Genomic DNA, 12,645 nt, shown 5'->3' on the forward strand with positions numbered 1-12,645 from the left:
TCCCCTATTAAGAGGAAGCGGCGCTTGATTTTGTCCCAAGCATTAACTGCTGTTTGTCCATTGAACGTATTTGCAGCCTCCATTATGATAAATGATGTTCGATAATGATTATCATTGTCTAAAGATAAAATAAAATGGGGGTACCAAATTGAAAACAACTAGAAATGTTGTCACGACTGCCGCAAGTCTTGCTCTTATGATGGGAATGCTATTGTCCTCATGTTCGGCAGAAGCGAAGCGCATTATTTATACCGGGAGCGATGTTGGCGACATGCTGGCGCTCGGCGTAACGCCTATTGGCGCAGCACTGGGCATTATTAAAGAACAAGTCGCATTTCCCGAGCTGCTGGATGGCATAAAGGATATTGGCGATTTGCTTGGCGATGCCGAAAAAATAACGGCGCTTGATCCCGATTTGATTTTGCTTGATAGCGGCGGTACTTATTATGAAGAAGGTGCTTTCGACACCTTGTCCAAAATCGCGCCAACGGTCACTTATGATCGTCTCGAACGAATGAGCGCCTCCGCATGCTTGGCGATATTGTAGGCAAGCAGCAGGAGGCTGAGGAGTGGATTGCTTCCTATGAGGCAAAAGTTAAAGAGGCTGTGGCCAAGCTTAACGTCCAAACGGGAGAAAGCGCATCTGTCTTCCTTTTGCTTGGCAAGGATTTCTATGTCATGGGCGATAAAAGCTTCGCAGCTACGCTGTACCATACACTTGGCTATACGCCAGCCCCAGAAATACAGAAAAATCTGATTGACGCAAATGAACGATTCGCTAACATATCGAATGAACTGCTGCCTGATTTTGCCGGCGATTGGCTATTCGTCCTGACGGATGAAGACGATGCGGCGCGCTCTGCCACTTGAATCTTTATTTTTCTCTTTTAAGGCGGCCACTCCGCTGCTGGGCAACAATCCAGCAGCATTAATAGATGAAGATACGCTCTCCCATCACACACTGTTTGCTATTACAGCAGGCGATGCTTTAGGACAAATGGAGGGAAGAACGCCCATACAGGTTCGCCAAGGCGATTGCCTGCTGCTGCCCTCCGGGGAGATGCTGCGTTTCGCGGCTAAATCAGAGAGCAGCTTCCAGTGCATCCGCATAACCTTCGACCTTTATAAAATCGGACAAGCCTGCCCCGAAGCAAGCCTTGGTGATCGCTTTCCCTATTTTGTGCCGATTGCGATTCGGCCTCTTTCGCTGATGCTTGACGCTTTGGAGCAGCTATCGCTTATCGGACAAAACGCCCTCCCGCTCGCTCGCTTCAAGCAGCAAGTTAAACTGCAGGAGCTTTTTGCTGTACTGCTGGAGCAGCACGAGCGCAACAATCAGGAGGACAGCGCTGTCGCTGCGGTTGAATCGACGGTAGCTTATATGCAGGAGCATTATCGCGAGCCGATTACGGTCGAGAAGCTGCTTCAAATCTCCGGCGTAGGCCGCTGGAAGTTCAGCACCTTGTTCCAGATGCTCACCGGACACAAGCCGCTCGACTATTTAACCGAGCTGCGAATGAACCGGGCCAAGGAGCTGCTGCTGCTTCGCCAGCAGGAACCGCTCCGTGAAATCGCCCACAGCGTCGGCTTTCAGGATGAATATTATTTTAACCGCCGTTTCCGGAAGCAGATTGGGCTGTCTCCTAGACAATACGCAAGAAGAATCACGGATGCCGCCGCCTCTGCTGACTGGGCAGGCCGCGAAGTCAAGCTGCCGCTGCAATCGACACGCATTGTTGCAATAGGCTATGCGCTTGGCGACATGCTGACGCTGGGCATCAAGCCGATCGGAGCGGATTTGTCGCTTATCGGCAAACAGGTCGTTTTCCGAGGCGAGCTCCAGCATATTGCCGATATTGGCAGCAAGGGCGATACGGCTATTATTGCTGAGCTTGAGCCTGAGCTGATTCTCCATTGCAATCTCCAGCATGAGTCTCCAGAAGCACTAGCGAGCATCGCCCCAACTTTGTTTATTGAAAAAAATGCCTCCACTTATGTACGGCTTCGGCAAGTCGCCGACATTTTAGGTAGAACCGAGCAGGCAGAGCGCTGGATTTCCGGCTTCGAATCCCGTATGGACGCGATGTGGCAAGCTATACGCCCGGAATTGCTGCCCTGTGAAACGGCATCCATCTTCGTTGTTGTCAGAGGCGATTTGTATTTGATGGGCAATCACGGTATGGCGCTGTCCATTTACCATCCGCATGGTTTTGAGAAGCCTGACAAAGTCCAGCAGCTGTTTCACGCCAACGTCCCCTTCATGAAAATCGATGCTGCACAGCTGGAGGAATGTTCAGGCTCGCGGATTTTTCTGCTGAGCACAGATGATGCTTTATCCAGAGAAACGATCCGCCACATCATAATGAGCAAAAGCTGGCAGCAGTTGCCTGCTGTACGCAGCGGCCGCTTCCACATGGCAGATGCGATGTGGAACTTCGATGATCCATTAACGCGGGATCGGCTGCTGAGTGTGCTGCCCAACCTTTTGCGCCAAAGCTCCTGAGCCGAAATTTCACACTATTAGGGCGTGTATTTGTGTTCACACGCAAGAACCTACGTACCACTAGCCAGCTTTATGTACTTCGTTTCAGGAGTTACTCCCTGCACAAAACTAGTCTTGGTGGACACAGCAGCCGCTATTATAGCAGGAACATGAGTTATGCCACTGGCTCCGGACTCAGGAGCCGCTAATGCGCTGACAATCACCACTTTGACGGGATTAGGAGGACAATAACGGCTTTCCTGTCCGCGCACGGCTAGAAATCGGGTCAAAAGCCAGATTAGCGGAACCTCAGTCCTCAAAAAAAGAAGGAGCGTCCCGGGCTGCGTGATCTCAGCCATCATCACAAGCTGCGGTTTCTCAACCTTGATATGAATGGCAAAAGGCTCAGCATGAGATTAATTCCCTCATACTGAGCCTTTTTTCCATCCACTTACGCTGTTAGTGTCTAGTTAGCGTTTTCTTTAGTAGTATCAAGTTAGTGGTGCCTATTAAGTGCCTAGTTAGTGCTTAGTAGCCTCTACTAGGCGCCGAACTGCGCTTTATGCAGGCGATTATATACACCTTTAATCGCCAGCAGCTCATCATGGCTGCCCTGCTCTTTAATGCCTTCCTCCGTAACGACCACGATGCGGTCAGCGTTCTTGATCGTCGCCAGGCGATGCGCAATGACGAGCGTCGTGCGCCCTTTGGACAGCTCAGCCAGCGCCTGCTGAATCGCTGCTTCCGTAGCCGTGTCAAGCGCCGAGGTCGCTTCATCAAGAATAAGGATCGGCGGATTTTTCAGGAACATGCGGGCAATGGAAAGACGCTGCTTCTGTCCGCCAGACAATTTGACGCCGCGTTCGCCGATAAGCGTATCAAGGCCTTGGCCCTGCGAAAGAATAAGCTCCTCCAGCTGCGCTCTGCGAGCCGCCTCCCAAATTTCTTCCTCGGTAGCATTCAGCTTGCCGTAAGCAATATTTTCACGAATCGTGCCATCAAACAAGAACACATCCTGCTGGACGATACCGATTTGGCCGCGCAGCGAATCGAGCTTAATTTTCCGAATATCGAGGCCATCAATCTCAATCGCCCCGCCCGTCACCTCATAGAAGCGCGGCAGCAGGCTGCATATCGTGGTTTTGCCGGCTCCCGATGGTCCAACAAGAGCTACCGTCTCTCCTGTTTTCACAGTCAAATCAATATGATTCAAAATCGATTTGCCTTCCTCATAACCGAAGGAAACATCGCGGAATGTGATTTCTCCTTCTAGGCGGCTAATCGCCTTCGCATCCGGCGCATCCTCAATATCCGGCTCCGTCTCGAGCAGCTCCAAATAACGCTTGAAGCCGGCAATTCCCTTCGGATACGTCTCAATAACCGAGTTGATTTTTTCAATTGGACCGAGAAACACATTGGAAAGCAGGACAAATGCCATAAATTCCCCGAACGTCATTTGACCTTGAATGACGAACCATGTACCGCAGGCGAGTACAAACAAGGAAACGAATTTCATCAGTATGTAGCTGATCGATGAGTTCCAAGCCATAACGCGGTAAGCGACCAGCTTCGTTTGAAGAAAACGGCCATTGTTCACTTCAAATTGCTCCACTTCATGCTTCTCGTTGGAGAACGCTTGAACGACGCGAATGCCGCTAACTGTATTTTCAACGCGGGCATTATAGTCAGCAATATCGGAAAACATCCGATGGAACGCCTTGGACATTTTGCGGCTGAAATACAGCGACAGGTAGACCATCAGCGGAATAATAATAAACGTCAGCACCGCCAGCTGCCAGTTAATGGTCAGCATGAGCCCGAATGCGCCCAGCAGCGTCATAACGGCGATAAACATGTCCTCCGGCCCATGATGGGCAATTTCCCCGATATCCATCAAGTCATTAGTCATCCGCGATACAAGATGCCCCGTCTTATTATTGTCGAAGAAACGGAATGATAGCTTCTGAATGTGGTTGAACAGTCTGCTGCGCATATCCGACTCAATCTGAATGCCCAGCTTATGACCCCAATACGTCACGACATAATGGAGAAACGCACTTACAATATAAATGCCAATCAAGCCTACACAGGCCCATAAAATCCATTTCCAATTGCCCGAAGGCAGCAGATCATCCACGACCCGGTTCAAGGCGAGCGGGAACACCAGCTCCAGCAAGGCTGCAAAAACCGCGCAGGAGAAGTCCAGTATGAACAACCCTTTATAAGGTCGGTAATATTCAAAAAAACGGCGAAGCATGTCATCATTCCTCTTCTGTCATAATGGCAAGACTAATTGGAAAATAATCCAATGCTGATAATGATTATAATTATCAGCATTCCCAGTTTATCGCAGCCCACTTTTTAAAGCAATGGACAAAATGGAGATTACCAAAAAAATAATACATCCCCTTTTACAATATTTAAAAAACAAAAAAAGACCTACATGAAGAGTTAGGTCTTAGAATTAATTAATCGCTTACCCTTTAACCGAACCTGCTGCAATCCCTTCAACAATACGATTGCTAAGGAACAGAAACGTGATCAAAATCGGAAGAATGCTAATCATGAGAGTGGCTCCAATGGCCCCCCAATCCGTCGTATACTGACCGATAAAATTTTGCACGCCGACAGTCAACGTTTTATAAGAATCAGAGCTAATAAACGTGTTAACAAAAATAAATTCATTCCAGTTATAAATCATGTTGATGATCGCCGTTGTAGCAAGCACGGAGCTTGTCATCGGGAATACAATTCGGAAGAACATCCGGTTGACCGAGCAGCCGTCAATGATAGCGGCTTCCTCCACCTCGCGCGGCAGCGCATAGTAGAACCCCAGCAGAATCATGATCGTTATCGGCATGTTAAAAGCAACATAAGATAAAATCAGAGACAGGGGATGGTCCGTTAGCCCCGCTTTATTAAACAGGCTGAACAGCGGAATTAGCGTGGAATGAACCGGAATCATCATGGCCACCATGAATAGGCCCAGGACAAGCGAGCTGCCCTTCCACTTCATTCTTGTGACGGCATAAGTGACTAAACTGCCCAGCATCACAGTGATAACCGTAGCTGAAACGGTGATCCAGACGCTGTTAAAAAAATAAACATCAATGTTCCCGGCGCTCCAAACCTTCTCATAGTTCTCCCATCGAGGATTCATCGGCAGTGACAAGGGCGGTAGATTGAATACCTCCTGATTGTTTTTAAGAGAGAAAAACAACAGCCAAACAAGAGGAAATAGCTGCAGCGCAGCTACCATAATCAAAACAGCATATAAAACGCTATACCCCAGCTTGATGCCGATCCCCGGTTTTAATTCCGGCAGCTCATTCCGAATTTTTATATTCCTAGTAACCATGAAGTCTTCCTCCTTACGAGTATTGGATCGTATCCTTTGAGGCCGTTAATTTGCGAATGACCCAAGTGACAGCCAAACAAATAACCAGCAGAAAAAAGCCGATTGCGCTGCCATATCCAAAATCGTAGGCTCGAAACGCTTCATGATACATGTACGAGGCCATAACTTCGCTTGCCCCATTGGGACCTCCATCTGTCATAACAAAGATCAAATCAAAATATTTCAATGAGCCCACAACAGCCAGTACAATCGTTACTTTAATTACTTCCATCACAAGCGGCAGCTTAATCATCCAAGCAATTTTCAGGGCATTCGCTCCGTCAATTTTGGCTGCTTCCTCAAGTGACGCCGGGATGTTTTTCAGAGCCGCATAATAAATCAAAATATAAAAACCCGCATACTGCCACAAAATCGGAATAAATAAGGCATACAATACGAGCGATGGCTCAGCGAGCCATGCGGGAGGATTGGCAAAACCAAGTGATTCCAACATGCTGTTCAGCACGCCGTTAGTTGGATGATAAATTCTGAGCCAAAGCTGCGCAATCGCTACCGATGATAGAAGCATAGGGATGAGATAGATTTTGCGAAATAAATTCGCTCCGTTAATTCGCGCGGCTAACACCATTGCTACAATAAGGTAGAGCAGAAGGCTTATTCCCGAGAAAACGGCAAGCAGCAGAGAATGCCATGCGCTGTTCCAGAAAGTTGCATCCTTGAACAACGCGAGGTAATTATCCAACCCAACAAAGGTCATCGCACCAATGCCATTCCATTTATTCAAGCCATAATAAGCGGTTAAAACAATCGGAATGTATACAATAGCTAATATTAATAACAGAGACGGCAGCACATATAAAGCAATTATTTTTTTGTTAGAAAGCACTTTGTCCAAATGGGCCGACTCCTTTCCTTCATAATGAATGAGCGGAAGACATATTGGAGCCATGCCCACAGCTATGTCTTCCACCGATCAATCTCAGGGGACGATTATTTCCCTTCGGAAATGGCTTTATCATGCTCTTCCGAGAATTTCTCAGGTGTCACTGCCTTTCCAAACAGAGCTTGAATCATATTCAGATGAGTTTCGGCTGCACTCGCCTGCATTTGAACATCTGCAAACAAGGTAATGCTGCTTGCTTGATTCATTTCGTTAAATAAATCAATGTAAAGCTGCGGCAGCTCCATGCTGGATGTATCCACTTTAGTCGCAGGAATAACGCCTGCACCCGTCACCGCTTGCTCTCCCCACTGGGTTACAAAGTATTCGATGAATGCTTTCGCTTCCGCTTTTACCGCAGAATTTTCGGATACGAATAGACCGACACCCGGACCGCCTACCCAGCTGTTAATGTCACCTTTTCCGCCCTCAACTTTCGGGAATTTAAAGAAACCAACACTGTCACGGAATTCTTTCGGGATATCTTCATTTGTCGTAAAGTTTGGCAGCTCCCATGTGCCCATCATATACATAGCAGCTTTGCCATTCAGAAACTCCGACTTTGCTTCCTCATTGGACAAACCGTTGAAACCCTTCACGAATGCATGGCTGTCTACCAGTGTCTGTACTTCAGTCGCTGCTTGCAGCAATCCTTCGTCTGTAAAGGCTCCTTCGCCGTTTATCGCACCGGATAATGTCTGCTGCCCGGCGATTCGATCAGCTAGGTACATATACCAGAGCGAACCCGTCCAACGGTCCTTGTTGCCAAGCGCAATCGGCGCGATTCCATTTTCAGAAAGTGTTTTTGCAACAGCCTTTAATTCCTCGTAGGTTTGCGGGATTTCAAGCTTGTATTTCTCGAATATGGATTTATTATAGTAAACCGGAGCAATGTTGAATTCAAGTGGGAGCGCATACGTTTTACCATCAATCGCATATGCCTCTGTCGTACCGGATACGAACTTGCCGTTCAGCTCGCCGCTAAGCAAGTCGTCTACAGGTGTAAACAGCTTTCCTTCCACGTACGGCTGCAAGAACCCGGCCGCCCACGTTACACCGACATCCGGCAGTTTATTGGATGCCGAAAGCACCTTCAGCTTGTTTTTATATTGCTCGTTATCCAGCACTTCTTGCTTGATCGTCACATTCTTATGCTCATCCTGATAGGCTTTAATTATTTGATTTACGATTTTGTTTTGGCCTGCTGACACACCCTCTGGCCATAAATGCATAAAGTTAATCGTAACCTGCTCACCGCTCTCGCCTGCTGTCTCCTTACCGCCGCTGCTGCTTTCATTACTGTTTGTGCCGCAGCCAGCTGCTACCAGAACCAGACAAAACGCCAATAAGAGCATCAATCCTTTTTTCTTGAACACGTTTACATCCCCTTTAATTCTAATGTAAGCGTATTAAATCCGCTTTAATTAAATTGTAGCAACACTGTTCGCAAGCCGTAAGGATATAAGCATTGGGAGTAATACCATAATTATTGGATACTTTTTTCTGAATTAGAGACGCTTTGACGATACTGGCTTGGACTAGTGCCCTCTATGGAACGAAACACTTTGACAAAATATTTTGCTGTTTGGTAGCCCACCTGCTCTGAAATTTCTGCTATAGAGTCTCTCGTATTGACCAGCAGCTCCTTAGCCCGCTGCACTCGTCTGCGACTCAAATAATCGCTGAAGGTTAGACCTGTCTGCTCTTTAAATAGAACGCTGAAGTAGCTCGCATTCATATGCAAATGGTCTGCAACTGCACGCATGGTTACCTGCTGGCTCAGATGATCATCAATATGGCGCAGCGCTTCACGCACCTGAATGCTGTACTGCTTCTCCTCTTGCACCGTCCCCAGTAATTTGGGGTCAAAAAGTTTCTGCATTCTTACCATCCTGCTTATCTCTTCTTCCCTCTTCAAAGCCAGCTCGACTGCCTGCACTAATTTTTCTTTAACTAATGGCTTTAGCAAATAAGAGACGACCCCAAGCTGGAGCGCTTTCTGAGCGTAATCGAATTCAGGATGCCCGGAAATAACGATAACCACAGGGGGAGGTGTCAGATCGCCTAATCGTTCGACCAGCTCCAGGCCACCCACCTCCGGCATTCTAATATCGGTTACAAGCAGATGAGCTTCATTTTGCTGTAACCAAGCTAAAGCTTCCACCCCGCTGGATGCCATTTCGATCCGATGCCGGCCGCAGGACCACGCTTCCAGCGTTTTACGAATCCCCTGCCTTGTTCTAGGTTCATCATCCACGACTAAGATGGTCTTCATCTCTTCCATTCCCCTCCAATCTATCAGGTATTTCAAACGTAACGGATGTTCCGCGACCAGGCTCGCTCTCAATACTCATCCCGCTTCCAGCCGCATGATAATAAAGCCTCAATCTTCGCTCCACATTTGACATGCCAACACCTGTACCTTTATTGCTGCTCCCATAACCTTCTTTCATGAATGCCTGAAGAGACTCTACTGCGGCGGCATCCATACCCGGTCCATCGTCCGTTATCATTACTCGCATAAACCCTTCCCGATTTGAAGGCTCGGCACGAAGGACGACCGTTCCCGGCCCGACTCGCTGCTCGACTCCATGCAAGATAGCGTTCTCTACGAGCGGTTGGATTAATAGTTTGGGCACGGGTACAGTTCTGCACGCCTCTGCCGCCTCTATTCGCCACGACAGTCTGTCCACCATTCGCATCTCCATAATTCTTAAATAACGCTCCGCATGATCCAATTCATCACCTATCGTAACCCACTCATCATCTTCCGTTCGGTTGATTACATAACGAAACAAGCCTGACATGGCAAGTACGACTTTCGCAAGGTCCTCTTCCCCTTTATCATCAAGCTCCCAATAGAACGCTTCCAATGTGTTAAACAGAAAATGAGGATTAATTTGGGCTTGGAGCGCTTTCAGTTCTGCTCGACTCTGTATAATTTCCTTCTGGTAGACGACCTCAATGAGCTCATTCAAGGAATCGACCATTTGGTTATATGTATGGTTGAGCTCATTGATTTCCATAGTTGAGGAGGTATTCGGGTTCGCCTTCAACGTGCCAAATCTAGCACCCCGCATCGCTTTAATCAAGTTTAATATCGGTCTGGTAATCATCGTTGACAAAATAAAGCTCAATACCAGAAACAACAACCCCCCGACCGCACCAGATACAAGAATAGCAGTCCGTAGAACTGAAATGCCTGCCGTTGCATAATTTACAGGTGTCAATATCGCCAGCTTCCACCCCGTTTCCTTCGATTGCTGCTCAATCGCTATATACGATTCATCGCCCACCGTAATCGCTTCTCCACCATGATCAAGAATATTTTCCTCCCTTGCATCCACAGCTAAATCCGAAAAAATTTCTTGGCCCGCTCCATCAAATAAAGCCATATGCTCCCGCGTTTCATTCTCATTTTCCGCTACGGCATTTGTAAGCTCAAAATAGCTTTTTTCAATATGAACGACCAAATAGCCAGCATGAATGAAGGAACGGTCCACTAAGCGAATATGGCGAATAGCAACGACAACGTTTGCATCCTGGGGGTCAAAGCCAAGCCATACCAAGCGACCTTTGCCGTTATCTGCTTGGTCAATCCACTCCTTCGGCACCCGGCTTTCCAGACTAATGTCATCTAGCGGAAACAGCCTTCTATAATCACTGCTGTACATTTCAAGCGCTCGGATGCCCGTGACATATGCTTCATATTTCCGCGCTTCCTGCTGCAGCGACTGACGCTCTTCAAAGCGGATCGTATTGCCAAATATCTCCTCTGTCAATAATCGCTGGATAGACGCATTCGTAGCCACCTGCGCGGTAAGCGTATCGATTTGTCCCAGAAGCACATCAAGCTTCCCCATAGCTTGAACCGCGGTCTGTTGAATATGCTTCTCCGCACTGTTTCGCAAGAGCACGGATACCTGACCATACGTAAAGTAGCCGACCGATGCCAGCACGATAACCATTACAAGCATAAATCCAATTAATATTTGATTGCGCAGCGTATTCAACTGTCCTAGCTTCTTCAAGAGATACATTCCTTTCTATCGTCACTTTATCGAAACTACTTGAATAAGCCGTCACTAATAGGGGCTTGCTGCAATTTTAGCTGATTCTCAAAAAATGCTATGGAGTTAGCTTCACGATACGACCTCATTTCCATCCTATTGTTTGTTCGTATATTCTACTTTGTTTTCCATAAATTTAATATAGATAGTAATTATACAGTAATTACAAGGTTTAAATTTTCTGTTTGCTTTCCGAATATTGTATAGCTTCTAAAACCGATTTCCGCTAACATTTTTGACTAGAGAAATCATTATTTTGCAAATCGCTTTAGAACAGTACCGTTTTCGTAGTATTAAAAAAAACCTCCTAAAATTCAGGAGGCTTTACGATTGCAATTATCTGAGCAGCTTGCGTATCAGCTTCTTGCCCCACTTGGACGTCGGATAGCGGAAAGGCATATCAAAGCGCGTTGTTTGTTTAAGCAAGCTTTTCTGATGAGAGAAAGTATAAAAGGTTTTCTCCCCGTGATAGCTGCCCATGCCGCTGTCTCCCACTCCGCCAATCGGCAAATGCGGCGATGCCATATGCATTAAGGTATCGTTGATGCAGCCGCCACCAAACGACAGCTCCCTCGTAATCCGGCGCTGCACCTCCGTGCTCTCTGTAAACAAATACAGCGCTAACGGATGCGAACGCGCGGCAACGGCCGACATAACCTCCTCAATCGATTGAAACGTCATAAGCGGAAGCAAGGGGCCAAAAATTTCTTCCTGCATAACTGGCGCCTGCCAATCCACACCTTCCAGTACCGTTGGCGCAATGACCCGGCGCGCAGCATCCTTGTCTCCGCCAATTATAATGCGCCCGTCGTTCATAAAGCTGGCAAGCCTCGCGAAGTGCCGATCGCTAATAATATGCGTGTAGCTGTCATTATGGAGCGGCTCGCTGCCATACAGCTCTTCAATCGCAGCCTTCAGCAGCTTGACGAAGCGTTCCTTTACTTCTTGATGAACGTATAAGTAATCCGGTGCAACGCAGGTTTGTCCAGCGTTTGTAAACTTGCCGAATGCAATCCGCTTCGCTGCAAGCGCCAAATTCGCATCTTTATGCACGATGCAGGGGCTCTTGCCACCCAACTCCAGCGTTACCGGCGTCAAATGCTTGGCAGCTGCCGTCATTACGATTTTGCCAACGCCAACGCTCCCGGTAAAAAAGATATAATCAAGCTTCTCTGCCAGCAGCTCCGTGCTAACCTCGGCATCGCCAAGTACTGTCGCAGCCCACTCCGGCTCAAAGGCTTCTGCTATGATCCCTGCCAGGGAGTCCGCAACATTCGGCGCCAGCTCCGAAGGCTTCAAAATGACGGTATTGCCTGCTGCAATCGCTCCAATAAGCGGAACAAGCGCCAACTGGACCGGATAGTTCCATGGCGCAATAACGGCTGCAACGCCATAAGGCTCCGAAATGACTTTGCTCGTACTGCCAATATGCGTCATTGCTGTCTTAATGCGCTTTGGCTTCGCCCAGCCTCTTATATGCTTAATCGTATGCCTAAACTCCGTATAGATGAGGCCAAGCTCCATCGCATACGCGTCAAACTCCGATTTATTCAAATCCGTCTTTAAAGCTGCAAGCAGCTTCTGCTCATGCCTTTGCATCACCTCGCGCAGCTTTTCGAGCTTCTGAATGCGCGCCTCAACCGAGCGTGTCTTGCCGCTCTCGAACCATTGTCGCTGCCTAGCAACGACTTCAGCCACCGTTATTGCCATCGTTGTCCAACATCCTTTCCTTGCAATGAACCCCCGCTAAATAGGAATTTCTGTTAAGATAAAGATAACTTGCTTTATAGTAGAC

At 47.7% G+C, this 12,645-nt stretch carries 10 protein-coding genes; 3 read left to right on the top strand and 7 right to left on the bottom strand.

Features of this window, described 5'->3' with window-relative positions; translation table 11 throughout:
- Window positions 1–148: 148 nt before the first annotated feature.
- From AC50X8_RS08895 to AC50X8_RS08905, 3 genes are read left to right on the top strand one after another with little or no spacing between them, the layout of a single operon-like run.
- Window positions 149–547, top strand: coding sequence for a hypothetical protein (locus tag AC50X8_RS08895; RefSeq protein ID WP_494879385.1), 399 nt, complete (start codon window positions 149–151; stop codon window positions 545–547).
- Entirely contained in the window at window positions 529–870 is a 342-nt protein-coding gene (locus AC50X8_RS08900; RefSeq protein WP_494879387.1) for an ABC transporter substrate-binding protein, read from the top strand. Before AC50X8_RS08895 ends, AC50X8_RS08900 begins: the two co-directional genes overlap by 19 nt.
- Window positions 839–2,503: a helix-turn-helix domain-containing protein gene (locus AC50X8_RS08905; RefSeq protein WP_494879388.1), complete on the top strand. Its 1,665-nt coding sequence runs from the start codon at window positions 839–841 to the stop codon at window positions 2,501–2,503. Before AC50X8_RS08900 ends, AC50X8_RS08905 begins: the two co-directional genes overlap by 32 nt.
- A 520-nt stretch (window positions 2,504–3,023) precedes the next feature.
- On the opposite strand, the gene AC50X8_RS08910 is transcribed toward AC50X8_RS08905, so the two are convergent.
- From AC50X8_RS08910 to AC50X8_RS08940, 7 genes are all read right to left on the bottom strand, one after another.
- Window positions 3,024–4,739 (bottom strand): ABC transporter ATP-binding protein, encoded by a 1,716-nt coding sequence (locus tag AC50X8_RS08910; protein ID WP_056041417.1) that lies wholly within the window; start codon window positions 4,737–4,739, stop codon window positions 3,024–3,026.
- A gap of 219 nt (window positions 4,740–4,958) precedes the next feature.
- A complete protein-coding gene (locus AC50X8_RS08915; RefSeq protein ID WP_494863021.1) occupies window positions 4,959–5,840 on the bottom strand; it encodes a carbohydrate ABC transporter permease in 882 nt (293 codons plus the stop codon).
- 13 nt (window positions 5,841–5,853) lie between these two features.
- Window positions 5,854–6,735 (bottom strand): carbohydrate ABC transporter permease, encoded by an 882-nt coding sequence (locus tag AC50X8_RS08920; protein WP_494879390.1) that lies wholly within the window; start codon window positions 6,733–6,735, stop codon window positions 5,854–5,856.
- A 95-nt stretch (window positions 6,736–6,830) separates the two neighbouring features.
- Complete coding sequence (locus AC50X8_RS08925) at window positions 6,831–8,156, bottom strand: ABC transporter substrate-binding protein (RefSeq protein ID WP_494879392.1); 1,326 nt, start codon at window positions 8,154–8,156, stop codon at window positions 6,831–6,833.
- Window positions 8,157–8,266: 110 nt separating this feature from the next.
- Complete coding sequence (locus AC50X8_RS08930) at window positions 8,267–9,055, bottom strand: response regulator transcription factor (RefSeq protein WP_494879393.1); 789 nt, start codon at window positions 9,053–9,055, stop codon at window positions 8,267–8,269.
- A complete protein-coding gene (locus tag AC50X8_RS08935; protein WP_494879395.1) occupies window positions 9,030–10,811 on the bottom strand; it encodes a cache domain-containing sensor histidine kinase in 1,782 nt (593 codons plus the stop codon). The genes AC50X8_RS08930 and AC50X8_RS08935 overlap by 26 nt, the downstream gene beginning before the upstream one ends.
- A gap of 375 nt (window positions 10,812–11,186) precedes the next feature.
- Window positions 11,187–12,560 carry an aldehyde dehydrogenase gene (locus AC50X8_RS08940; RefSeq protein ID WP_494863031.1) on the bottom strand — a complete coding sequence of 458 codons (1,374 nt, stop codon included), beginning with the start codon at window positions 12,558–12,560 and terminating at the stop codon, window positions 11,187–11,189.
- Between the last annotated feature and the right edge of the window lie 85 nt (window positions 12,561–12,645).

This window comes from Paenibacillus sp. JT22N15, from assembly GCF_059383755.1.

Excerpts from the sequence above, each read along its gene's own strand:
- AC50X8_RS08930 (WP_494879393.1), bottom strand. The coding sequence starts at position 9,055 with ATGAAGACCATCTTAGTCGTGGATGATGAACCTAGAACAAGGCAGGGG.
- AC50X8_RS08900 (WP_494879387.1), top strand. The coding sequence starts at position 529 with ATGCTTGGCGATATTGTAGGCAAGCAGCAGGAGGCTGAGGAGTGGATT.
- AC50X8_RS08915 (WP_494863021.1), bottom strand. The coding sequence starts at position 5,840 with ATGGTTACTAGGAATATAAAAATTCGGAATGAGCTGCCGGAATTAAAA.
- AC50X8_RS08905 (WP_494879388.1), top strand. The coding sequence starts at position 839 with ATGAAGACGATGCGGCGCGCTCTGCCACTTGAATCTTTATTTTTCTCT.
- AC50X8_RS08940 (WP_494863031.1), bottom strand. The coding sequence starts at position 12,560 with ATGGCAATAACGGTGGCTGAAGTCGTTGCTAGGCAGCGACAATGGTTC.
- AC50X8_RS08910 (WP_056041417.1), bottom strand. The coding sequence starts at position 4,739 with ATGCTTCGCCGTTTTTTTGAATATTACCGACCTTATAAAGGGTTGTTC.